Source organism: Psychrobacillus antarcticus, assembly GCF_029533155.1.
GTDB classification, from domain to species: domain Bacteria; phylum Bacillota; class Bacilli; order Bacillales_A; family Planococcaceae; genus Psychrobacillus; species Psychrobacillus antarcticus.
The window spans coordinates 1-24,065 of the sequence record NZ_JAIZDB010000043.1 but is presented as its reverse complement, the minus strand read 5'-3'; the positions used below and the strand labels follow the sequence as shown (position 1 = coordinate 24,065).

The 24,065-nt window shown below is 37.0% G+C and carries 19 protein-coding genes and 3 pseudogenes; 8 read left to right on the top strand and 14 right to left on the bottom strand.

Translation table 11 applies throughout. The features are described from left to right. Positions 1–352 precede the first annotated feature (352 nt). Positions 353–2,422, bottom strand: a complete 2,070-nt coding sequence (locus tag LDK52_RS18505; protein ID WP_277587398.1) for a methyl-accepting chemotaxis protein — start codon at positions 2,420–2,422, stop codon at positions 353–355. A 520-nt stretch (positions 2,423–2,942) separates the two neighbouring features. Continuing rightward, positions 2,943–3,173: a hypothetical protein gene (locus tag LDK52_RS18500; protein ID WP_277587397.1), complete on the bottom strand. Its 231-nt coding sequence runs from the start codon at positions 3,171–3,173 to the stop codon at positions 2,943–2,945. 163 nt (positions 3,174–3,336) lie between these two features. Between LDK52_RS18500 and LDK52_RS18495 the strand changes: the two genes are divergently transcribed. From LDK52_RS18495 to LDK52_RS18485, 3 genes are all read left to right on the top strand, one after another. Continuing rightward, positions 3,337–3,594 (top strand): hypothetical protein, encoded by a 258-nt coding sequence (locus LDK52_RS18495; protein WP_277587396.1) that lies wholly within the window; start codon positions 3,337–3,339, stop codon positions 3,592–3,594. An 81-nt stretch (positions 3,595–3,675) separates the two neighbouring features. Then, the gene (locus LDK52_RS18490) at positions 3,676–4,431 is read left to right on the top strand and encodes a gluconate 2-dehydrogenase subunit 3 family protein (protein ID WP_277587395.1); all 756 of its coding nucleotides are present in this window, start codon (positions 3,676–3,678) and stop codon (positions 4,429–4,431) included. Positions 4,432–4,474: 43 nt separating this feature from the next. Next, a complete protein-coding gene (locus LDK52_RS18485; protein WP_277587394.1) occupies positions 4,475–6,190 on the top strand; it encodes a GMC family oxidoreductase in 1,716 nt (571 codons plus the stop codon). 129 nt (positions 6,191–6,319) lie between these two features. Here the strand turns inward: LDK52_RS18485 and LDK52_RS18480 are convergent. Continuing rightward, positions 6,320–6,472, bottom strand: a pseudogene (locus LDK52_RS18480) (IS3 family transposase); the annotation flags it as partial. Between the two features lie 343 nt (positions 6,473–6,815). Next, the gene (locus LDK52_RS18475) at positions 6,816–7,373 is read right to left on the bottom strand and encodes a TetR/AcrR family transcriptional regulator (protein WP_277587393.1); all 558 of its coding nucleotides are present in this window, start codon (positions 7,371–7,373) and stop codon (positions 6,816–6,818) included. Positions 7,374–7,638: 265 nt separating this feature from the next. Here LDK52_RS18475 and LDK52_RS18470 point away from each other — a divergent pair, with 265 nt between their 5' ends. Together LDK52_RS18470 and LDK52_RS18465 are read left to right on the top strand one after the other, a co-directional pair. Continuing rightward, entirely contained in the window at positions 7,639–8,466 is an 828-nt protein-coding gene (locus LDK52_RS18470; protein WP_277587392.1) for an SDR family NAD(P)-dependent oxidoreductase, read from the top strand. 79 nt (positions 8,467–8,545) lie between these two features. Further along, positions 8,546–9,487 carry an aldo/keto reductase gene (locus tag LDK52_RS18465; protein ID WP_277587400.1) on the top strand — a complete coding sequence of 314 codons (942 nt, stop codon included), beginning with the start codon at positions 8,546–8,548 and terminating at the stop codon, positions 9,485–9,487. A gap of 136 nt (positions 9,488–9,623) precedes the next feature. Here LDK52_RS18465 and LDK52_RS18460 read toward each other — a convergent pair whose 3' ends face one another. The 10 genes and pseudogenes from LDK52_RS18460 to LDK52_RS18415 all read right to left on the bottom strand — a co-directional run bounded on the left by LDK52_RS18460 (position 9,624) and on the right by LDK52_RS18415 (position 19,267). After that, a complete protein-coding gene (locus LDK52_RS18460) occupies positions 9,624–9,920 on the bottom strand; it encodes a hypothetical protein (protein ID WP_277587391.1) in 297 nt (98 codons plus the stop codon). Positions 9,921–9,940: 20 nt separating this feature from the next. Beyond that, entirely contained in the window at positions 9,941–10,999 is a 1,059-nt protein-coding gene (locus LDK52_RS18455; protein WP_277587390.1) for a HAMP domain-containing sensor histidine kinase, read from the bottom strand. Then, positions 10,996–11,666: pseudogene (locus LDK52_RS18450) on the bottom strand (response regulator transcription factor). The gene LDK52_RS18455 and the pseudogene LDK52_RS18450 overlap by 4 nt, the downstream one beginning before the upstream one ends. Before the next feature lie 40 nt (positions 11,667–11,706). After that, positions 11,707–12,264, bottom strand: coding sequence for a class I SAM-dependent methyltransferase (locus LDK52_RS18445; protein ID WP_277587389.1), 558 nt, complete (start codon positions 12,262–12,264; stop codon positions 11,707–11,709). A 254-nt stretch (positions 12,265–12,518) separates the two neighbouring features. Next, positions 12,519–12,777, bottom strand: a pseudogene (locus tag LDK52_RS18440) (NADPH-dependent FMN reductase); the annotation flags it as partial. Positions 12,778–12,945: 168 nt separating this feature from the next. Further along, positions 12,946–14,340: a SpoVR family protein gene (locus LDK52_RS18435; RefSeq protein WP_277587388.1), complete on the bottom strand. Its 1,395-nt coding sequence runs from the start codon at positions 14,338–14,340 to the stop codon at positions 12,946–12,948. Further along, positions 14,340–15,497, bottom strand: coding sequence for a sporulation protein YhbH (gene yhbH, locus LDK52_RS18430; RefSeq protein WP_277587387.1), 1,158 nt, complete (start codon positions 15,495–15,497; stop codon positions 14,340–14,342). The genes LDK52_RS18435 and yhbH overlap by 1 nt, the downstream gene beginning before the upstream one ends. A gap of 168 nt (positions 15,498–15,665) precedes the next feature. Next, positions 15,666–15,800 (bottom strand): hypothetical protein, encoded by a 135-nt coding sequence (locus tag LDK52_RS18425; RefSeq protein ID WP_277587386.1) that lies wholly within the window; start codon positions 15,798–15,800, stop codon positions 15,666–15,668. Positions 15,801–16,331: 531 nt separating this feature from the next. Further along, complete coding sequence (locus LDK52_RS18420) at positions 16,332–18,227, bottom strand: PrkA family serine protein kinase (RefSeq protein WP_277587385.1); 1,896 nt, start codon at positions 18,225–18,227, stop codon at positions 16,332–16,334. Between the two features lie 158 nt (positions 18,228–18,385). After that, positions 18,386–19,267, bottom strand: a complete 882-nt coding sequence (locus tag LDK52_RS18415; RefSeq protein WP_277587384.1) for a DUF4349 domain-containing protein — start codon at positions 19,265–19,267, stop codon at positions 18,386–18,388. 195 nt (positions 19,268–19,462) lie between these two features. On the opposite strand from LDK52_RS18415, the gene hutU reads away from it, so the two are divergent. Genes hutU through hutH form a run of 3 tightly spaced genes read left to right on the top strand, consistent with a single transcriptional unit; the run spans position 19,463 to position 23,922 of the window. Further along, positions 19,463–21,130 carry a urocanate hydratase gene (hutU, locus tag LDK52_RS18410; RefSeq protein ID WP_277587383.1) on the top strand — a complete coding sequence of 556 codons (1,668 nt, stop codon included), beginning with the start codon at positions 19,463–19,465 and terminating at the stop codon, positions 21,128–21,130. 5 nt (positions 21,131–21,135) lie between these two features. Then, positions 21,136–22,395, top strand: a complete 1,260-nt coding sequence (gene hutI, locus LDK52_RS18405) for an imidazolonepropionase (protein ID WP_277587382.1) — start codon at positions 21,136–21,138, stop codon at positions 22,393–22,395. 27 nt (positions 22,396–22,422) lie between these two features. Beyond that, positions 22,423–23,922: a histidine ammonia-lyase gene (gene hutH / locus LDK52_RS18400; RefSeq protein ID WP_277587399.1), complete on the top strand. Its 1,500-nt coding sequence runs from the start codon at positions 22,423–22,425 to the stop codon at positions 23,920–23,922. Positions 23,923–24,065: the final 143 nt, after the last annotated feature.

Below are 24,065 nucleotides of genomic sequence, written 5' to 3'. Positions count from 1 at the left end.
AATCCTGGTAAAAACATGTTAAAATTCAATTGCACACATCTCCAATCTCTACTTGTTTCTCGACAATTCAAGTATAAAAGATTTGGAAGATGTCGTGCATTTTTTTATGCACTAAATTTTTTGTAGACCCCAACATTTATTGTAGAGCCAAAATAAAAGACTATGTTAAAGGTAAAGGTTGATTAAAAAAATGAGCTGGGAGCATATCATATCTCCAAGCTCATTTTATTTGGATGTCAGTTTTTTACTAAAGTACCCTAGATGGGTCCTATTTTGAACAAAGTTGAACAAAAAGGGCTTTTTGGAATAAAGATTGAGTTGATGTTATTAAACTACCTTTAAGCCTAATTATTTATAACTTAAAATGTTTTACTAATTCATTTAGTTCTTCAGCCAATCCGGCTAGTTGAACCGAACTCCCAGCTACTTCTTCCATAATGCTACTTATTTGTTGAGAAGATGCAGATGTTTGTTCAACACCAGCTGCTGATTCTTCGGAAACAGACGCAATTTCTTGAATTGCTCCATTCATCTGCTGTGCATTTGCTGTAATTTCAACTAAATTTTCAGCAATGGTTGTAATACTATCAACCATTTCTGTTACAGCGTCACTAATTTTACGGAAAGTCTCGCCAGTTGAAACGATTTGCGCTTTTCCTTGTTCAACTTCCTTATATCCACCTTGTAATGATTCCGATACAAGACCCGCTTCTTTTTGAATGTTACCTACTATATCAGTTATATTCGTTACAGAATCAGATACTTGTTCAGCAAGTTTTCTTACCTCATCTGCTACTACTGCAAATCCTTTTCCATGCTCTCCAGCTCTTGCAGCTTCAATTGCAGCATTTAATGCTAGAAGATTAGTTTGGTTAGAAACGTCCTTAATAACAGTTACTAAATTTGAAATTTCTTGTGATTGCTTGTCTAACCCGTGAACCTTATTTACTGAATCCCGCACAATACTATCAACTTTTTCCATCTGAATGATTGAATTTTTCATTAACTCAGATCCATCTTTAGTCATGTTTAATACTACTTTGGAATTTGCTTCTATGCGGTAACCATTTTCATTTGCTTCTTGAACTTTATCTGCAAAACTATTCATACCAGATGATAAATCACTCGCACTGTTTGCTTGAGTTTCAGAACCAGCTGCTAATTCCTGCATAGTAGATGCTACTTGTTCTGATCCCGTTTTTACTTCATTTGCAGATTGAGTCAATTCTTCACTTTGACTACTTACTGATTCAGAAACTATATTGATTTGACTTACTATATCTCGCAAGTTCTGATTTAATTGATTTGTAGATGTTACTAATTTACCTATTTCATCTTTAGACGTTGATTTTAATTCTTCCTGACTTAAATTACCTAAAGCTAATTGCTCCATTACTTTGGTTACTTGAGGAATTTCTCTTAACATATGTTTTAACAGGAAGAACACTAAAACAATAAGGATGAGACAAGCAATACCAAAATATAAACTCATCATGAATGTAAAAGTGTTAAGACTACTTAATGCTTCCTTTTGTGTTATAGATGTTCCTACTGACCAATTAGTTGTTGAAACTGGTGAATATCCGATATATTCTAAGCGATCATTTACTTGCGTTAATCTGAGCCCCTTTTCACCCTCAACCATTTTCTGACCCACATTTCCTATCTCACCAGAAAGTGATTGAAGTTTTTGTTCCAATATTAACTCACTGTTTGGATGATATAATATGGATCCATCGTTGGAGAGTAAAAATGAATATCCGTCAGTTCCCATCTTATAAGATTGCATTAATTGCGGTAATTCGTCTAAAAATATGTCTATTGCAACGATACCAACCGTATTTCCACCTTCTTTAATTGGTTTCATAGCACTTAAAATCATTTTCCCAAAAACTTCATCCATATATGGCTCAGTAAAATATATGTCATCTTCCACTGAGGCATGTTCATACCAAGGTCGGCTTTTTATATCGAAGGTTGGATCCGACACTATATTATTACTTCCAACAAGAAAGTTAGACTTATCGCTGGCAATCCAAGCCATTGCAATAGTATCATCCATTTTAACAATCTCATCAAGTGATTTTAAAACCCCGTCATAATACGAATTTGTCGTTGCTTCATCCCTTGATTCAGCTGTATTCAAGTATTTTATTATCTCCTGATTTGTGGCAATTTGCCTTACAATTGTTCCTTTTTCTGCAAACATGTTATTAACTTGAGCAGCAATTGCGTCACTTTTCGTAGAAACGTTTTCTTCTACACTTTGAACTAATATAGTTTTCGTATAAGAGTTAATCAGAAAACCTGTAATTGAAAATACAATTATAATAGCTAAAAAAAGAGCAAAAGCTACTTTTGTTGAAATACTATTTCTTATCCAAGAAAACATGTTAAATTTCGTTTCATTATCTTTTTTCATCTTTTTTATATTCCTTCCTATCGTGCATACTAGAGCTAGTATATAAGACTTTGTGTACCACTTCCTCTACTCAATTCTTGTAAAAAAGTTTATATAACAAATCAATATAACCAGCTCATATAGTCTCCTAAACCACATTTTTTTGCCCAACCGCTAACACATAATAATAACTTTAGCTCTGGAATCCATCTTTTACATTTTTTTACCGCATTGCCCACTCTAGTAATTTAATCGCATTAGATCGAAGAGAAATTGATAACTATCTGCTTGGTTCATATAAATGTACAAAGTTTATAATTTACCTTGTTTACAGTTTTTGAATACTGTTTTATTGTCATTAGTTTTTTTCGATTTGGATTAGCCTTCTAGAAACTTTTTCCGTTTATACTTCTTCCAGATTCTTCTCTATTACGGAATCCATTTATATACCCCCAACTTTAATACATTACAACTTATTCCTTTTATATTATCGGAGTATATTCCTCTTCTTAGATAGGCATTTAAAAATAAATTCATTTTTTTAAATAACACAAACATTATTTCTTGCAAAGGCTGTTGGAGCACTCCAACAATTTAAGGAAGATTTAGCCTTTATAATGGAGTAATCATAGTCTCCTAAAAAGGCATTGACTATACTTTTTGAGACAGGAATAAAACACCTTTCTTTGCAAGCAATTGACGGTACTTTAGCTAATCGCATTTCATTAGCATTCATTTTTACTTCTACTAGATAACTGACTCTTGTCCCCATAGAAAAAACACCTCCGTATTGAATTTAGGGATTGTATACCGATTTTTCAACGAAAGGTGAAAAACTTAAGTGTAGACATTTTATTTTTTTGGAGTAGAATTGGTTCTGTTATATTTTTATATATTAAAAAAAGTGATTATTTGCATAGAGAAGGAGATTTGATGTGACTCAATATAATTTAGAAGAATTGAAAATTTTGAATCAAGTATTTCTTGCTCTATTTACTGTAGCCGATTTTGCACTATGTCTTTTTTTCTATAATAGTGTATTTCCTTGGTTTGCTTTATTAGGATCTGGTATTGGTTTAGCTATTATCGTTCTTTGTTGGACTGGAAAAAAACATATATACTTTATCGCTACTTTACTAGTTAGTACTGCTTTATTTTCTATAGTATATAACTGGCATTCAATTGTTCACTAATTACCATTTACATTTTACCCATTATTTACCTAGCTAAATTAAATATCTAAGTATTCTATCACTTTATTCAGGAGGTTTATTATGTCGGAACAAGAAAAAAAAGAGCCTATCCTAGATAAGCGTTCTTCTAGACGCACGTTTATTAAAAATTCAGGATTAACAGTTGGTGGAATTGTTCTAGGTGGTGCGCTAGGAAGCCTTTTAGGAAAGGACTCTACTACTGAAACACATGTTCATTCGGAAGCAACTGCATCAAATGCCAATGTAGCGCTAATGTACTTTACACCGAATCAATATCGAATTACGGAGGCCGCAGCCGAAAGAATTTTCCCTGCTGACGATAACGGTCCTGGAGCTAAAGAACTGTTAGTCGCTTATTATATCGACCACCAATTAGCAAGTGGATGGGGCACAGGAGCAAAAGAATACACTACCGGTCCTTTTTTCCCTGCCGAATCTACTCAAGGCTTTCAAAGTAGCTTAAATAGACAACAAATTTTTGAAATTGGTTTAAACGCTTTCGAAAATCATAGTTTAAAGACATATGAAAAGTCCTTCACAGAGCTTTCAGAAGATGAACAAATTGCAATTTTAACAGACTTTTCAGAAGGAAAAGTTGAGTTAAAAGGAATGACTTCTACTTATTTCTTCAATCTATTCCGTTCTACAACAATTGAAGGTGTTTATGCGGACCCATTGTATGGTGGGAATAAAGATATGGAAGGTTGGAAGATGAAAAACTTCCCAGGACATCAAATGAGCTATGTTGACATCATTGAAAAAGAGGAATTCGTAAAATTAGAGCCTATGGCATTAAATTCTCAACATAACCATTAAGAAGCGATTAATAACAAATGCAACTAATTAGGAGTGAAAATAAATGGTAAAAACTTTACAAAAAACAGACGTTGTTTTAGTTGGAGTAGGTTGGACAGGTGGTATTTTAGCTGCTGAACTTACCAAAAAAGGGTACAAGGTGGTTGGACTTGAAAGAGGGAAAGAAAGAAAAACAGAAGATTTCCTAATGGGGCATGATGAACTTCGCTATGCACAACGTTTTGAAATGATGCAAGATTTATCAAAAGAAACAATTACTTTTAGAAATAATGAAAAAATGAGAGCACTTCCAATGCGCCAATACGGATCATTTCTTTTAGGTGATGGTTTAGGGGGATCTGGAAGTCACTGGAACGGTATGACATTCCGCTTTTTACCATACGATTTTCAAATTAAAACATTAACAGAAGAAAGATATGGAAAAAATAAAATCCCCCAAAATATGACTATTCAAGACTGGGGTATTACTTATGATGAATTAGAACCATACTTTGATAAATTTGAAATGATGGCAGGTATCTCTGGAGAAGAAAACCCACTAGGTGGTCCCCGTTCTAATCCGTATCCAACCAAACCAATGTTAGCTCCACTTCCAGCAAAAATGTTCATAGAATCATCCAAAAATTTAGGGTTAAATCCAATCATGATTCCATCCGCTAACCTATCTGAAAGTTACACCAATCCAGATGGTATTAGCCGTGCTGCTTGCCAGTATTGTGGATTCTGCGAGAAATTCGGTTGTGAATATGGTGCAAAAGCAGATCCTGTTGTTACCGTTATTCCTGTTGCTAGACAAACCGGAAATTTAGAAGTTCGTACACATTCGAATGTAGTAGAAATTTTACACGAAGGAAATAAAGCAACTGGCGTTCGTTATATAGACACACAAACTGGCGAAGAGTTTATTCAACCTGCTGATGTTGTAGCAATTACAAGTTACGTGTTAAATAACACACGCTTACTTTTAACTTCTAAAATGGGTAAACCGTATGATCCTAAAACTCGTACTGGAGTAATCGGGAAAAACTACGCTTATCAAAATGAGGGTGGTAATACTGCAGGTTTCTTTGACGATAAAGAGTTTAATTTATTTGCGGGTACAGGTGCGTTAGGTGCTTGTATAGACGACTTTAATGGGGATAACTTTGACCACACCTCTTTAAACTTCATCCATGGGGCAAATATTGCAATGTCTCTAACAGGTAACAGACCTATTGCTAATAACTCTGTGAGACCAGGTACTCCTTCATGGGGTAAAGAGTTTAAAGCAGAGTCTCTAAAATACGCAAATCGGAATTTATATATCTATGCACAGGGCGGTTCAATGCCTTACGCTCATCACTTTTTAGATTTAGATCCTACCTATAAAGACCAATTCGGAAACCCACTTCTTCGCATCACATTTGATTGGGAAGAACAAGATAGAAAAATGAATGAATTTATGGGCGGACAAACTTCTAAAATCATGAAAGAAATGGGAGCAACTGACCTCGTAACATATTCAGAGAGAGGCACATATGACATCGTTCCATATCAATCTACCCACAACACTGGTGGAGTTATTATGGGTGATAACCCTGAAACAAGTGCATTGAACAGTTACTTACAAATGTGGGACTTTGAAAATGTATTTGTTCCTGGCGCTAGTGCATTCCCTCATAACTCTGGATATAATCCAACTGGTACGGTTGGTGCATTATCTTACCGCGCCGCAGAGGGTATCGATAAATACTTAAAAAATGGTGGTTCTTTAGTTTAATAAACTAAGTCTTATTTAAACAGAAAACAATAGTTTAAAAATCTTTTCATATAATTATCCAACAAGCATAAACTACTAGTTCTTCTTCATTTGAGAGTTGAACTGACCCAATAAAGCTAGACAAATATTTTAGGCTGCTTTAAGGACCTGAGTTCGGTACTCTACCGGACTTAGGTTTTTTAATTTGGCCTTTATGCGTTTTTGATTGTAATAGTGAATATAGTCTTCTAATTCTTCTTCAAAATGCTCTATCCTATCAAACTCCTGTTGATAAAGAAGTTCCCAATGACTGGTAGATAGTCTACACATAGTTGGACAATTAAATTAAGGGCAAGTAGAATAATACACAAAAAGTACCCAAGTCCGGTAAAGTACAAACTCGCTTCCCTTAAAAAAGTTGTTTAATTTAGCGTTGGCATACCAAGTCCTTAAAAGCTTATTTAGTGCACACGTTACCTCTTCTTTTCCTTACCCTTTTCTCCAGCACTGATTATGAATTGTGTAACCAATTCTACCCTATTGAAAATTATTTCTTGCTAATACTTAGAAGTCTACCATTGAGGAACACTTTCCAGGCACTTGTGGTGGAAATCTCTCCTAATATTGATTGGCACAAGCTCTTTCACTAAACCTTAATTGCTTTCCAACAAGCTTCGATTGTTTGCTGAATCTGATTTTCATCAAGAGAATATTTTCCTGCCAAATATCCTTTTATTACAGAGTTGATCATTCCAGTGACGAGTTGGCAACATAAAATGATATCCATTTCCCGGATAATGCCCTGTTTTTGCCCCTGTTCAATGATTGAGAAAATTTCAATGGCCGATGGATCTAACCTATTCCTCAATTCTTCGGAGATATATGGTGACTCGCAATAGTTCTCTATAAATGAAAGTTCCTTGGGATAGTTGAGCGCATAATCGGCCGTGCTTTTTAGAATACCTTTTATTCTTTCATAGACAGTCTGACTAGAATCATTCCCAGTCATAACTGCTTCTCCCATATGAGTACGAGCATTCATAAAGAGCTCACTAACTAGTTCCTCTTTGCTTTTATAATAATTATAAAAGGTGCTAGAACCCACATTTGCCCTCTTAAAGATTTTTGAAAAGGTAACGGACTGCAAGCCCTCTTCGGTAATTAAATCAAGGGTTGCAACCAAAATGTCTTCACGTTTACTCATTTCGCACCTCACTATGGAATGTTTTTTCTAATCAATATTACAACTTGAGTGATAGTTTGTCAATTTAGGGAATAAAAATTCTAATAAATTGTGTTTATATGTTATAAAATAGTTATTTAATATAAAATATACATCATAATAGAATATTTTTTCCGATTTAATTGACTTTTTTATTTTCAATATCTATAGTGAAGTGGAATAAATATTCTAAAGAAGGAGATAAGTAACTTGAAAAATCAAATTTTATATCCAGGAGGCTCTAACAATGGTCGATTACAAAGGTAAGGTGGCACTGGTTACCGGTGCTTCAGCAGGGATTGGCAAGGAATATGCTACGAAACTGGCTGCTAAAGGCTGCCATGTGATTGTGGTAGCTCGTTCGAAGGAAAAATTAGAGAGGCTGGCGAAGGAATTATCAGCCACATACGGCATTAGGGCTTATGCCCTGTCGGCCGATTTATCCAAAACAGGCGCAACTCGTCTGTTGGCTGAACAAATTGTAGAGCTTGACCTAAAGGTGAGCATTTTAATCAATAATGCAGGTTTCGGTACCCATGGTCGTTTCGAGGAGATTTCAAGTGAGCGGGAACAGGAAATGATTAACTTGAATGTAGCTTCGCTCGTGGATATGACCCATCAATTTTTGCCCTACATGCAGCAGCAGAAGGATGGAATTATTGTAAATGTAGCTTCCCTTGGCTCCTTTCAGTCAATCCCATATATGGCTACTTATGCAGCTACCAAAGCGTTTGTTCTTTCGTTCACTGAGTCAATCTTTGCAGAAAACCGCCAGCTTGGGGTGCGCATCCTTGCATTATGCCCGGGAACGACCAAGACTGAATTTTTCGATGTGATTGGCACAACGGAAATGCCTGGAGGAATTAATGGCACTCCCGAGTCAGTTGTGAATGCTGGCTTCCGAGGGATCGAGAAAGGACGAAGCTATATCATAGATGGAACCTCCAATTATTGGCTGGCTCAAAGCGCTCGCTTTCTCACACGAAAGTTTACTGCTGTCATGACCGAGCGAATGACGCGTCCTGCTTCATCTAAGACTGCCGCTTCAATGCCAACTTCGGGCAAATCAAAATAAGAGGTTGGGCAACTGGAAACCCAAAAATGAGTTCCATCAATATTATTTCTAGGAGGAAGAATGGATGAGGTCGGAAGCTATACAAAAAAGGAAGCTTGGACGTGAAGGATTAGAGGTTTCAGCATTAGGTCTTGGAACGATGATGCTGCCGAATAACGAGGAATCGGTTCGCGTGATTCATGAGGCGCTGGATATCGGCGTCACTATGTTTGACACTGCGGATATTTATGGTGATTTTGTGCAGCAACGGTTTGGAGAAAACGAGAAGTTGGTAGGGAGAGCTCTTAAATCTAGACGGGATAAAGCGGTGATTGCCACTAAATTTGGGGTAACGCATACCCAGGGACCCAAAGGTGATCGGGCGTATATCAAAAAATCCGTAGATGCTAGCTTATACAATCTCGGATTGGATTACATTGACCTCTATTATCAACACCGCTACGATCCGAATACCCCTATTGAAGAAACCATTGAAACGTTGGCCGATTTGGTCAAAGAGGGGAAAATTCGTTTTGTCGGTCTATCCGAAGCACCTGCTGATATCATCCGTCGTGCACACGCCATTCACCCCATTACTGCAGTGGAAACGGAGTATTCTTTATGGAGTAGAGAAGTCGAAGATGAGGTACTTCCGCTTCTCAAAGAATTGGGAATTGGTTTTGTACCTTATAGCCCGCTGGGACGGGGATTCCTGACAGGACAAGTTAAAAAGTTCGATGATTTGCCAAAGGATGATTATAGGAGAAATTATGAACGGTTCCAAGGAGATAATTTCATTAAAAATGTGGAAGTCGCAGCACTGATTGAAGAGATGGCTTCCAAAAAATTGTGTACATCTGCTCAACTTGCATTGGCGTGGCTACTTGCCCAAGGAGACTTCATTGTACCAATCCCTGGCACTAGGCGAATAGACCGAGTGAAGGAGAATCTTGGCGCTCTGCAGGTTCAACTTACCCCAGCGGATTTCGAAGAAATTGAACGTATCTCTCCAAAGGGCTTCGCTGCCGGGGGGCGTTTTTAAATCCACAGTAGCCATTCACGTACTCACATTGCTTATCAAAAAAACTCCTCTATAGGAGTTTTTTTGATTTTTACAAACACATTCAAAATGAATCGCCAATTACTTTATAGGCAGGTCCGAAGTATTGATAATAGGATCATCGCCGCTTAAAGCTAAACTTATATACCGATTTGTCAGCAATAACTTGATACGACATCCCATATGTATTTAGGAACGGGCTGAGATAAGAATCTATAAAGTAAGGTCCGTATGCCTCCGTTACATACTTTTCCAACTCTTCGTCCACTTCTTTATTATTCACAACAGTCGTATATTTAGGATTCCATAGTAGCTCCATAAATGCCTCATCTGGACCAGTGAACTGAAGCTCAAGAAATTTTTTAATTACTTCTTTATTCGTGTCTTCTACTAAATAACTATCACCAATATGCATTTGCCGTTTTCCATAAGAAATTATTTTTTAATGATATATTCAATTGTAAAGGTTAACCAACCTTCTCTATAATTAGCCTCAATTGTTCCACCATGAAGCTCTATAATCCTTTTAGATATGGCAAGTCCAATACCAGACCCTCCATCTTGCTTTCTTGCCATATCCCCTCGATAAAAGCGGTCAAATAATTTATTAACGTCTTGTACTGGTAAGTTCTCTACTTGATTGGATATAGTCAAAATAGCTTTTATGCCAACTATATGAAGCTCTACTTTTAGTATAGAATGTTTCATGCTGTATTTTATTACATTCATTAGAAGATTATCATAGACACGCACCATGTTTTCAATATCCATCGATACATGTATATCTTCTTCCGTTATTGATTTTTGTATATCCAGTCCTTCTTTTTCTAATATTGGCGAGTACTCTCCTATTATTTGTTCTAATAATCCTCCTAATTCAACTTCAGTAAAGTTAAATTTTAGATCCGGACTCGTTAGTTTGGTGTATTCAAATAGTTCATTAATAAGTTTGCTGAAATTTTGTGATTTAGAATAAATGGTTTCCAGATAATCATATAATTGTTCGTCATCTCTATATTCATTTTTTCTCAACAAATCTACATATCCAATGATAGAAGTTAAGGGTGTACGCAAATCATGAGAAATATTTGTAATGAATTCATTTTTTACACTTTCTATTTTCCTCTCATGTTCGAACTTACTTTCCAACTCTTTTGACATATAGTTGATATTCTTAGCTAGTTGACTTAACTCATCATTACCATTTATTTCAATAGTATGACCCAGTTTTCCGTTTGCAATGGTTTGAACACTCTCTGTAACTTGTTGAAGGTATTTTATTTTTCTATGTATCATTACTAAAAGACTTATAATAAAAGTTAAGATAACAGCAGTTAACCAAACTAAATTAAATATAGTCACGTCATAATAATTAGTTTTTTTAACAAAATAATACATGACATATAGTAAAAGACTACTTACAATTGGGACTGAGATCATAAAGCTAATTGCTATTGCTGTAAGGAGTTGAACGCTTAGCTTTTTACTCCTCATATTTTATACCCCACTCCCCAAATGGTTTTGATGTAAATAAGATTTTTCGGATCATCTTCAATTTTGAATCTGATTTTTGTAATGTGAACCATTACAGTGTTATCAGATTTAAAGTAATTCTCCTTCCAAACAGCTTCATATATTTTATCAACGCTTAGTACAATGCCCTTATTTCGTGCGAGAAGTTCAAGGATATCAAATTCTTTTGGTGTAAGCCTTACTTCGCTACTGTTAATCCATACTTGGCGAGTATCTGTATTTATCGTTAAATTACCAATTTTAATAACACTCTTATTACTTTCTGTTTCAATATTATATTTTTTATACCTTCTTAGTTGAGATTTGACCCTCGCTATTAGTTCTAACGGGTTAAACGGTTTGCTAAGATAATCATCTGCACCAGAGGCTAAACCTTGAATTTTATCGATATCCTCGGATTTAGCTGATAGCATAATGATAGGCATATTACGTTCTTCCCTAATTTTCATACATGCCTCGATTCCATCCATTTTAGGCATCATTATATCCAAAATAATTAAATCAAAATTATGTAATTCCAATAATTCCAATGCTTCTAGTGCGTCGCTAGTCCTTCATTTTCTAAATAGATAGAAATTAGATTTCTGATTTCTAAATCATCATCAACAATTAAAACCTTGCCATTCAAATCTATTCACCCCTCTGCAAGATTTCCCTATATACACATGTTAATTACTACAACGGAATACATACGCTGGGGGCATATTTCTATACTCACTCGTTATATTAATATGCTTAAAATAGTGACTAATAAAGCCTTTCTTAAATAGCGTATATTGGAAAGTAATAAAAATCCCATTTTTCCTTAATAGCTTTTTGGTTTTGATTAAAATAGCGCTTGAGACACTTTTTGGCAAACTCGTAAAAGGAAGACCAGAAACTACATAATCTAAATATGGGATATTAAAGTTCTTTGTATACTTGTCGATTTCCTCAGCAGAACCATGAATAATAATCAGATTCCTTTCGTTCTTATACCTTTCTTCTAATAACCCACAAAATTCTTTATTACTCTCAATCAACATAACAACCGTATGTTGAATTCTGCTTTTAATAATCTTATCTGTAAAGACTCCTGTACCTGGACCCAATTCTACGATGTATTTTGCATTATGGAATTCAATACTATCTACCATTTTTTCTGCAAGATACTTTGAACTTGGCAAGACTGCACCAATTTTCCTTGGATTTAATAAATATTGAAAAATAAAACTGAAAACTTTCATGTACACTACCACTCCATAGATTTGAATTTTCTACGGCTTTAGAGTACATTTCAAACCTAAAGAAACAGTAGGAAAAATACTTAAGAATCCTTAAGATTTTTAAAGTACCAAGTGATCACTTTTATTTTCCACTTATGCTCTTCACTTTCCCGGGGAACTGCATATACTTCTAAAGATTAATACATAAATTCAGGTAATAGCTTATTAAACTAAACTGCGGCTCTTTAGTTTAATAAAAAAAGGGCTTTTTTCTTTCTTAAATGAGCTTGAGCTTTTACAGTTCCTAACATACCGATTGAAGCATCCATAATCCATGATGGTTTGCCAATAATTACTTTATCTACTCTTGATAACCAGTAAATAGCATTTGCTAATACTCCAGGAATTGTTGCATTATATTCAGGTGTTACCCAAAGAACTGCATCTGCATCTTTTATTTTTAATTTAAAATCAATTACAACTTGTGGTACATTCTACAATATCTTGATTGTAAAGTGGTAAAACACTTAAATTTCATTGGACAGACACTTGCTGTTCAATGTGTTAGATGTAGATGACTGAATAGGTCACCGCACACTTGTATCTTGGTGCTTCTGCGCAAAGTCTTTTAGCTTTAATTACTATAATTTCTTGTCTTATAAAAAACGAGATTCTATGTCCATAGAATCTCGTTTTTTTATCTTACATATTCATTTTTGTAACTTTTTTCCCATCAAATGTATATAAAACTTGTTTTCCATCTACGACCGTTTCCATATGAATTGTCCGCCCCCATAATTGATGGATATATGGCAGAACATTTTCCAAATAATGAGGATCTAGTTCCGTCCCTTCATACCCATGATGCAAATATAGCTCTCCAAGTCTCATATAGTCCCCATTTTCTACTAAGATATATGGAAAGCTTCCATTCACTCTCATCGACACCAGTTGATCACGGACATTTTCATAATCCTTATCTGTAATTTCATAATTGCCATTCTTTTTTTCAAATAAATACAAATCTTCCTGTTTCACTAAGTCCTTCGTTAAGTAATTTCGGATAAAAGATATATCTGATTCTATTTCTCTTACTTCAAACATTTTCTCCCTACCCGAATTAGCTTCAATTCCTAAATCTTTCATTTCACTTGTAGGGTTATCATATCTCTTTTCTATATCCTCAAAAATTTTAACACCTAAATAATAGGGATTGATGCCTGTTTTGGAAGGTTGCACTACATTGGCATTTAGCTTGGCAAATTCAATTGTTTCATCACTCGTTAAATCCATTTCTCTTAATATACGTTGGTGCCAATAGGAAGCCCAACCTTCGTTCATTATCTTTGTTTCTAATTGCGGCCAAAAGTACAGCATCTCCTCGCGCATCATTGTTAAAATATCCCGCTGCCACTCCTCCAACTCGCTGCTGTATTCCTCTATAAATAGGAGTAGGTCTTTTTCTGGTCTCGGTGGGAATTTTTTTCGATAAGGAAGCACCAGCCTTGTTTTATTTTCTCGATGATCCAAATTCCATAAATCATCATAATCTGTTTTTCGTACGACTTCTTCTTCCTCCTCATCCTCATAAACCGGTAATTTAGGTCTCATAATGGATGGATCGATGTGCTCTTGGATAGCCAATACCGCATCTAAATATTTCTCAACCTCTTCTTTTCCATATAACATCTCATAGGCTGCAATTCGTTCAGCCGTTGCAGTCATACTTTCTACCATATCTCTTCGTGTATTAGAGAAACGAACATTATGTTTAAAAAAGTCACAGTGAGCGAGTACATGCGCAATGATAAGCTTATTTTGGATGAGGCTATTTGTGTCCAATAAAAAGGCGTAGCAAGGATCTGAATTAATGACTAACTCATAAATTTGACTGAGCCCAAAATCATATTGCATTTTCATCTTATGAAATTGTTTACCAAAACTCCAATGGGCAAAACGAGTGGGCATGCCATATGCACCGAATGTATAAATGATATCTGCGGGGCAAATTTCATACCTCATAGGATAAGTGTCGAGGCCGAATGCTGTGGCAATTTCGGTAATTTCGGCAATGGCATGTTGTAGTTTTCTCTCCATTACTTAGCTCCCTTTTGAAATATACTCTTCAGCGCTTCGTAAACATCTTGGTTTTGTTTCAATACATAGTGCCTAAACTTAGGATTTTCAATTTTTTTATAGGTGTTCATTAAGGTGGAATATCTACTATGTGCATTTACTTCGCCGTAGCCAAAAATACTGGACACATTCATGAGTTCGTTCACTAGTTGAATACATCTCATATTATCACTAGTCATATTCTCTCCATCGGAAAAATGGACAGGATAGATATTATACCGAGAAGGACTATATTTCTCCTGAATGAGCTCTAGTGCTTTCGTGTATGCCGAGGAACAAATTGTACCTCCACTTTCCCCTTTTGAAAAAAATGCTTCCTCTGTTACAACTTTCGCTTCTGTGTGATGGGCAATAAATTCAATTTCCACCGTTTCATATTGGGAGCGTAAAAACCTTGTCATCCAGAAGAAAAAACTTCTAGCACAATACTTTTCGAAGTTCCCCATTGATCCACTTGTATCCATCATTGCTAGAACAACTGCCTTCGATTCTGGTTTTACAACTTCATCCCATGTTTTAAAACGCAGGTCATCTTGGTGAATAGGCATTATTTCTGCCTTGCCTTTCATGGCATTTCGCTTCATAGCAGTCATAATCGTGCGCTTTTTATCAATATTACCCATTAGACCTTTTTTCCGTATATCGTTAAATGTAATATGTTCCGTTGTTATTTCTGCCTGTTCCTTTTCTTCTAGATTAGGCAACTCCATATGGCTGAAAAGCTCCTGCTCGATTTCAGCAATAGAAATCTCTGCTTCATAATAGTCTTGACCTGCCTGATCACCTGCCTGTTTTCCTTGCCCTGCTTTTCCCTGTTCATCTCCTGAGCCTTTTGCAATAACATCTCCTACTTGGCTATCTCCATCGCCTTGCCCCACATGCTTGGATGAATCGTAGTTATACCGAATTTTATATTCGTCTAGTGAGCGAATTGGGATTTTAATGACTTCTCGTCCATTAGACATAATTATATTTTCTTCACTGATCAAATCGGGCAAGTTGTTTTGAATCGCTTCTCTCACTTTCCCCATATGTCGTTGTTGGTCTTGGTGTCCTTTTCGATGCAAAGACCAGTTTTCCTGAGAAACGACAAATTGTTTTGCTTCTTTATCCTCCATTTTTCTCAACACCTACCTATTTTTTATCATATGCCCGTTTGTCATTGTTATTGCAGATGAAAACGAAAAATGTAGAGGTTGATGATGATGTAATAAAAAAACATCCAAACTTCGAAAATCGGTTCCGATATCTTAATAGAATAGGATAATTTTAGTAATACTGCTGATTTACGTTTCAGGTGGGGTACAAAGGCTAAGTGCACCACGTCGTGTGGTAATGCCTTCGTGACCAACATCCTGTTGGCCTCCGCGGGGTGAGCGATGAGCTATCACCGTCGCTAGTGCGTCGCTGTGATATCTCATCTGTCTCACTCATCCCGCCGAAGTCGCCACCCTTCACTTCAATCAATAAAGTGAGTAGTACTGGCCTATAAGATTTAGCATAGCCTATCGCTTGGATAATAAGAGTAGTCGGAGTTAACATAAGGATAAAACCATCTGTTAAATTTGGGATGCTATTCTATAATGAAGAAAGTAGTTTTTTAAATTTAGTGGAAATAAAGAGAAATAATAAGTGTTTACTAAATAAAGAAGCGAAGAAGCGAACGAAATTGTATCTTCGAGAGCTTTTTTTAATAGGATAGGCACTTTTCTCTAGTTTTCCAAAAACGCACTAACCTGTTTCTAAGAGTTTTAGGAGGGTGAAGGATAGACAAATGCCATAAAATTACCGAAAAAAGGGATGTTGGTTGGTTGTGACGGACGTCACAACCAACCAGCATCCCTAAAAATTCACTCGGTAATAATATAGCAAAACGTCTATCCAAAGTCCTTCAAAAACGATAGAAACAGGGTCAATCTTTTAGCTATATTATTCGTCCATTCTTTTTACGTCTACCTATTAAGTAAACTACCAACATATTTCAATAGCTCATTGGCTGAATTGGAGTTGTAGCCATGTTCGTCTATTAATCTTGCCACTACTTCATTAACTTTCTTCAAATGTGCTTCATCTGGTGTTTTCGAGGATGTTGTAATTTTCACGACATCCTTTAAATCAGCAAACAATTTCTTTTGTATGGCTTCACGTAAACGCTCATGGGAATTATATTCAAACCGTTTTCCTTTTCTTGCATATGCCGATAATCGAATGAGAATTTCTTCTCGGAATGCTTTTTTTGCGTTTTCAGAAATGCCGATTTGTTCCTCAATGGAGCGCATCAGCTTCTCATCTGGGTTCATCTCTTCACCAGTTAATGGATCTCTCATTTTGTTTTTATTGCAGAAGGCCTCGACATTATCCAAATAGTTATTCATCAGTGTAATTGCGGACTCTTCATATGAATATACAAATGCTTTTTGTACTTCTTTTTTCGCAATTTCATCGTATTCTTTTCGGGCAATTGCTATATAATTCATGTATTTTTCTTTGTCTTCAGTTGAGATGGAGGCGTGCTGATCAAGCCCCTCTTTTAAAGAACGCAACACATCTAGAGCATTAATCGATGGAATTTCTTTACGAATTATGGCAGAGGAAATACGGTTGATCACGTACCGTGGATCAATACCGTTCATCCCTTCGTTTTGGGATTCTTTCTTCAATTCCTCTACATCAATGTCGTTAAATCCTTCCACATTTTCTCCATCATAGAGACGCATTTTCTTTACTATATCTATCCCTGTTTTTTTCGGAATCTCAAGTCTCGTTAGTATAGAAAAAATTGCAGCTGCTCTTAATGCATGTGGAGCAATATGAACATGTGTCATATCACTTTCCCTAATCATTTTTTCATATATTCGTTCTTCTTGGCTTACTTTAAGGTTATAAGGGATTGGCATGACAATAATTCTTGAATGCAACGCTTCATTCTTTTTATTGGCTATAAATGATCGGTACTCCGTTTCATTGGTATGCGCCACGATTAATTCATCTGCACTGATTAATGCAAAACGTCCTGCCTTAAAATTTCCTTCCTGCGTTAAGGATAATAAATGCCAAAGAAATTTTTCATCCAATTTTAGCATTTCTTGAAATTCCATCATGCCGCGATTTGCCTTATTCAATTCTCCGTCAAAGCGGTATGCGCGAGGATCTGATTCTGAGCCATATTCAGCGATTGTAGAAAAGTCTATAGATCCTGTCAAGTCAGCGATATCTTGAGATTTAGGGTCGGAAGGAGTGAACGTACCAATTCCTACTCGTTTGTCCTCAGAGAAGAAAATCCGCTCTACCAGGACATCTTCTACACGCCCACCGTACTCACTCTCGAGCCTCATGGAGTTTAAAGGTGACAAACTACCTTCAATCCGTATTCCATATTCATCAAAAAAGTCTTTTCGTAAATGCTGCGGGATTAAATGCAAAGGATCCTCATGCATTGGGCAGCCTTTTATAGCGTACACCGCACCTTCATCTGTACGAGAATATTGTTCGAATCCTCGTTTTAGAAGTGTTACAATTGTAGACTTTCCTCCACTTACTGGACCCATTAACAATAGAATTCTTTTCCTTACATCTAACCTTCTGGCAGCGGGATGAAAATATTCTTCTACTAATCGCTCTAGTGATTCTTCTACTCCAAAAATTTCATTTCCAAAAAAATTGAATTCTTTTTTGTTATCTAGTTCCGTTATACCTGCATTTTTAATCATGCTATAAACTCGTGCATGCGCCGTTTGGGCAACCTCTGGACGTTCCTTCACAATCGCTAAAAATTCTTTAAACGTACCTTCCCACTTGAGCTGGTTCTCTTCTTCTCGATAATTTCTTACCCTGTTTAAAATGTCCATGTTTCCCTCCATTCATGGGAGTTATTTATACATAGTATGAAGTTATAGAAATTATGATACCTTTTTCTTTACACGAATAAAGCATCTCTTTTAAAATCAAGAGATGCATTATTAATTGTTTTACGATATGTTCCCCATTAGAATAGACACTAAAATTATTATTCTTTTATTTTCCTTTTCTTAATAATCCAAAAACCTACTATTGCAATAATTGCTAAAAGTATTAACACTGGTAAGTTACCTACTATAAACACGATTATTCCTGAGCCTATTGATAACAATGAATTTGTACTTGTTATAAATTGCTTTTTCGTTTTTTCCCATGTATTCAAGTCTTTGTTTTCTATTTCTGGAATAATGACTCGATTTTCATACATAGTTAGTTCGATTGTGGAAAAGGATGTTTGATTTTCTAAATAATTTATTTTACCTACTAGTACTTCTATTTCTTCTTGGATCTTTGCCAGGTCAGCAGAAATTTTCAGTAGGTCCTCTGTTTTTTGAGCATCCTTCATAAATGCTAGTAAACGTTCTTCTACAGCACGTTTCGATTTAACTCGAGAGCTTAGGTCTACAAACTGCTCAGTTACATCCTGTCCAGTTACATTTTTCTCTAAAACTTTGGAAGCCTCTGCTTCTGCATCGGACAAAAATGCTTCAAAATGCTTCTCCGGAATACGTAAAGTCATATTGCCCGTACTATTTTCATCAGATTCTAAATACACATTGGACTCTACAATATAGCCTCCATAGTGCTTTACCTTTTGCTCCATATTATGCTGAGCCTTCTTTAAATCCTTTACATTCGTGCTAATTCTTGCCTGATGAATAATCATGCGAGTGTTCGGTGCTTCCATATCCTCTGCAGCAGCCTCCTGATCTACGTCTGCTTCTACACTTTTTTCTTCTTTAACTTCAAATTCCGCCGAATCAGATGCTCTGTCCTCTGTACTCATCTTAGCTGACTCTTCTTCTCCACTACAGGCTGCTAATAACATGAAAAGGCTTATGATTACTAACATTAACCACGCTTTCTTCAAAATAATTCCCCCTTTATATATCTGAATAATCAGACGATCAATATTAGAAAGAGTTTCATTTTCACTCACACAGTACACTACCATGCTAATAAAGTACTTAGTTAGCAGAGGAGAAATTTTTACTTTTTTCACTAAAACTCTTAAATAGTTCAAATATTTAGATAGAATAGAGGTAGGAATTGAGGGGGTATTTGAATGGGGAAAGCAAACGATAAGGTTATTCGTTATAGAGGAACCAAGTTGAATACGAAAGGTTGGCTACAAGAAGCAGCACTTCGCATGCTTATGAACAATTTAGATGCAGAGGTAGCAGAGCATCCGGATGATTTAGTTGTTTACGGTGGCATCGGAAAAGCAGCTCGGAACTGGGAAGCTTTTGACGCAATAGTTCGCACCTTAAAGGAACTTGAAAATGATGAAACATTGCTGGTCCAATCCGGAAAACCAGTGGCTGTATTTAAATCTCATATTGATGCACCACGTGTATTAATAGCTAACTCAAACTTAGTGCCAGCCTATGCAACATGGGAGCATTTTCATGAACTCGATAAAAAGGGATTAATGATGTATGGACAAATGACTGCCGGTAGTTGGATCTACATTGGCTCACAAGGAATTGTGCAAGGCACCTATGAAACATTTGCGGAACTTGCCAAACAGCATTTCAATGGGACATTAAAAAATACAATTACACTTACTGCTGGGTTAGGTGGTATGGGAGCGGCGCAACCGTTAGCCGTTACGATGAATGGTGGAGTCTGTCTTGCTATAGAAGTAGATGAAACGAGAATAGATAGACGCATCGAAACACGCTACACAGATTTGAAAGCGCATACATTAGACGAGGCTATTAAACTTGCAGAAGAAGCAAAAACATCCGGGAAACCTCTCTCTATAGGGTTGGTTGGAAATGCATCTGATATTTTACCTGAAATGATTGCTCGTGGCTTTACACCAGATGTATTGACCGATCAAACTTCCGCGCATGATCCATTAAACGGCTATATCCCTTCTCGAACATCCCTAGAGGATGCAAGAACCTTACGCAAGGATAACCCTAGCGAATATATAAAACGCTCGAAAGCTTCTATGACTACGCATGTAAGGGCAATGGTCGAGTTTATGGATAAAGGGGTTATAACATTCGATTACGGCAATAACATTCGTCAAGTAGCGAAAGATGAAGGCTTCGGCAGAGCATTTGACTTCCCAGGATTTGTCCCAGCTTATATCCGACCCCAGTTTTGTGAAGGCAAAGGCCCTTTCAGATGGGTTGCGTTATCCGGAGATCCTGAAGACATCTATAAAACGGATGAAGTAATATTACGTGAGTTTAGTAATAACACCCATCTCTGTAACTGGATTAAAATGGCTCGTGAAAAAATTCAATTCCAAGGGTTACCTTCTCGAATCTGTTGGTTAGGTTATGGCGAACGAGCACGCTTTGGGAAAATCATTAACGATATGGTCGCTTCTGGTGAATTAAGTGCACCGATTGTAATTGGGCGAGATCATCTAGATTCTGGCTCTGTTGCCTCCCCAAATCGTGAAACGGAAGCAATGAAAGACGGTTCAGATGCAGTGGCAGACTGGCCCATTTTAAATGCCATGATAAATGCAGTTGGTGGAGCAACATGGGTTTCCGTACATCATGGAGGCGGAGTTGGAATGGGATATTCCATTCATGCGGGTATGGTCATAGTTGCTGATGGTACAAAAGAAGCAGAAGCAAGATTAGAACGAGTTCTCACTTCAGATCCAGGTATGGGGATTGTTCGTCATTTCGACGCTGGTTATGAGCTTGCAGAAAAAACAGCTCGTGCTAAAGGCGTCCATATTCCAATGATGAAAAAGGAGGACTAAAACTTATGAGTAAAGCAATTTGGATCAAACATGCATCTCAGTTAGTTACCTTGGCTAGTGAACATAAAGGTCCACGAACGAAAGAAGCCATGAGTGAGCTTTCTATTATTGAAGACGGAAGTATATGGTTGGAAAATGAAGTAATTCAAGCTATTGGTACAACTGAAGAGCTTCAATTAAAGTATGCCAATCGAATAGATGAAGCAGAAATCATAAATGCTGATGGAAAACTCGTTACACCTGGACTTGTTGATCCGCATACGCATGTAGCATACGGAGGAAGTCGGGAGCGGGAATTTGAGATGCGTCTAGAAGGTGCAACGTATATGGACATTATGAATGCGGGTGGAGGTATCCATGCGACTAGTCATATGACTCGAGAAGAAACAGCGGAAGAGATTTTTGTCCAAACAAAAAAAAGACTAGACTCCTTTTTAGCCCACGGTGTAACTACTATAGAAGGAAAAAGTGGATATGGTTTAAATATGGAAACAGAGTTAAAGCAACTTCGCGTTATGCAACGATTACAAGCTGAACACCCAATAGATATTGTTCCAACCTTTATGGGAGCACATGCTGTTCCTGCTGAATTTAAAGGAAAGGAAGATCAGTATGTCGACTTAATCGTGAACGAGATGCTTCCTAAAGTAGCATATGAAAAGCTAGCTAAGTTTAATGATGTCTTCTGCGAAGTAGGCGTCTTTACCCCGGATCAATCAAAACGAATTTTAGAGGCCGGGAAAACTCTTGGGCTAATCCCTAAGATTCATGCAGATGAAATTGAATCTTATGGTGGCGCGGAGCTTGCCGCAGAAGTTAGCGCAATTTCCGCAGAGCATTTATTGAAAGCATCCGATATTGGTATTGCTGCAATGGCTAAGCAAGGAGTTATCGCATGTTTATTGCCCGCAACAGCTTTGTATTTACGTGAGACTGCCGCGAGGGGCCGAGCCATGATTGATGCTGGTGTTCCAGTTGCGATTTCAACGGATTGTAACCCTGGCTCCTCTCCTACAACTTCCATGCCACTTGTGATGAACCTAGCCTGTATTTTGATGAGGCTTACCCCTGCCGAGAGCTTATGTGCTGCAACATACAATGCAGCTTGTGCTATCCAAATGGAGGATAAAGTAGGCTCTTTAGAAATCGGCAAGCAAGCGGATATTGTGCTCTGGAACGTTCCAAATTACCAGCAATTACAGTATTTATTTGGGGTAAATCATGTGAACAGCGTGTGGAAAAAAGGAGTAAAGGTGATCGGTTAACAATGAAACTTAGAAGGATCGTGATTAATCTTGATAAACTTAAAAGGAAATGGCCTTACTCTGGAACAGATGCAAAGAATTTTATACCAGAATGAAAAAATAACAATAGATGATAGTGCAATAGAAAATGTGATGAAAAGTCGCAAGGTCGTTGAACAGATTGTGAGGGATGGTCGTACCGTATATGGCATAAACACTGGCTTTGGAAAATTCAGTGATGTAAGTATAAATGAGTCTGATGTTCACGCCCTGCAACTACATCTTGTACGTTCCCATGCATGTGGGATTGGAGAACCATTCGATGAAATAGTATCACGTGCAATGGTCGTACTTCGATTAAATGCATTACTGAAAGGTTTCTCTGGTATTCGATTAGAAGTATTGGACCGGCTGACTTACATGGTGAACCATCGTATTCACCCGGTAATTCCGCAGCAGGGATCTCTTGGAGCTTCCGGTGACTTAGCCCCTCTCTCCCACCTTGCATTAGTTTTGATAGGAGAAGGATTTGTTTGGAATGGCGACAAACAAATTGCATCCCAACTTGTTTGGGAGAAACATAATTTAAAACCAATTGTGTTAAAAGCTAAAGAAGGTCTGGCATTGATAAACGGAACCCAAGCAATGACTGCTCAAGGCGTTGTTAATTGGTTAGAATCTGAAACACTTGCCTATCAAAGTGAATGGATTGCCGCTATGACAATGGAAGCTTTGTATGGCATTATAGATGCTTTTCATCCAGCTATTCATGAAGCACGAGGCTATCCTGAGCAAATGGGAGTTGCGAAAAGAATGCTCCAATGGCTTGAAGGCAGTCAATTAGTAACTAAACAAGGGGAAAAACGTGTTCAAGATGCTTATTCTATTAGATGTATCCCTCAAATTCATGGAGCTACCTGGCAGGTTCTTGCTTATGTGAAGGAAAAACTGGAAATTGAGATGAATGCAGCTACGGATAACCCGTTAATCGTTGAAGATGGAGAAGTGATTGTTTCTGGAGGGAACTTCCACGGGCAACCAATTGCATTTGCCATGGATTTCTTAAAGGTTGCAATGGCTGAACTGGCAAATGTATCTGAGCGACGAATTGAACGTTTAGTAAATCCGCATTTAAATGAAGGATTACCACCTTTTTTAAGCCCAGAACCTGGATTACAATCTGGTGCTATGATTCTACAATACGTAGCAGCAAGTCTAGTTTCCGAAAATAAAACCTTGGCCCACCCTGCCTCTGTTGACTCTATTCCGTCTTCCGCTAATCAGGAAGATCATGTCAGCATGGGAACAATCGGAGCAAGACATGCCTATCTAATCATTCAAAATAGCCGGAGAGTCATCGCAATTGAGGCAATCTGTGCTGTGCAGGGAGTAGAATATAGAGGAAATAGCCTCCTATCTCCTGCTTTACAGAGCAAGTGGCAGGAAATAAGAGCTATCGTTCCTGCAATTACAGAAGACCGTATTTTTAGTTTCGATATAGAAAAAACGGATTCGTATTTAAAAAAAGAAACTGCAATAAAGTTTTGAACTGAACCCCGAATAGTAGACACTTTATAAAAAGTGTAGCTATTCAGGGTTTTTTCTTTTTCAAAACCCCGTTATACTAAAATTTACAAACTTTGAACGGGAGAAAACATTATGAGTAAAATACTTTTTAACGAACATCAACA

Bases quoted from the DNA above. Each gene is read 5' to 3' on its own strand.
- LDK52_RS18425 (WP_277587386.1), bottom strand. From the start codon at position 15,800: ATGAGATATCACAGCGACGCACTAGCGACGGTGATAGCTCATCGCTCA.
- hutI (WP_277587382.1), top strand. From the start codon at position 21,136: ATGAGTAAAGCAATTTGGATCAAACATGCATCTCAGTTAGTTACCTTG.
- LDK52_RS18435 (WP_277587388.1), bottom strand. From the start codon at position 14,340: ATGGAGAGAAAACTACAACATGCCATTGCCGAAATTACCGAAATTGCC.
- hutU (WP_277587383.1), top strand. From the start codon at position 19,463: ATGGGGAAAGCAAACGATAAGGTTATTCGTTATAGAGGAACCAAGTTG.
- LDK52_RS18475 (WP_277587393.1), bottom strand. From the start codon at position 7,373: ATGAGTAAACGTGAAGACATTTTGGTTGCAACCCTTGATTTAATTACC.
- LDK52_RS18455 (WP_277587390.1), bottom strand. From the start codon at position 10,999: ATGAGGAGTAAAAAGCTAAGCGTTCAACTCCTTACAGCAATAGCAATT.
- yhbH (WP_277587387.1), bottom strand. From the start codon at position 15,497: ATGGAGGATAAAGAAGCAAAACAATTTGTCGTTTCTCAGGAAAACTGG.
- LDK52_RS18420 (WP_277587385.1), bottom strand. From the start codon at position 18,227: ATGGACATTTTAAACAGGGTAAGAAATTATCGAGAAGAAGAGAACCAG.
- LDK52_RS18445 (WP_277587389.1), bottom strand. From the start codon at position 12,264: ATGAAAGTTTTCAGTTTTATTTTTCAATATTTATTAAATCCAAGGAAA.
- LDK52_RS18485 (WP_277587394.1), top strand. From the start codon at position 4,475: ATGGTAAAAACTTTACAAAAAACAGACGTTGTTTTAGTTGGAGTAGGT.
- LDK52_RS18500 (WP_277587397.1), bottom strand. From the start codon at position 3,173: ATGGGGACAAGAGTCAGTTATCTAGTAGAAGTAAAAATGAATGCTAAT.
- LDK52_RS18470 (WP_277587392.1), top strand. From the start codon at position 7,639: ATGGTCGATTACAAAGGTAAGGTGGCACTGGTTACCGGTGCTTCAGCA.
- LDK52_RS18505 (WP_277587398.1), bottom strand. From the start codon at position 2,422: ATGAAAAAAGATAATGAAACGAAATTTAACATGTTTTCTTGGATAAGA.
- LDK52_RS18460 (WP_277587391.1), bottom strand. From the start codon at position 9,920: ATGCATATTGGTGATAGTTATTTAGTAGAAGACACGAATAAAGAAGTA.
- LDK52_RS18490 (WP_277587395.1), top strand. From the start codon at position 3,676: ATGTCGGAACAAGAAAAAAAAGAGCCTATCCTAGATAAGCGTTCTTCT.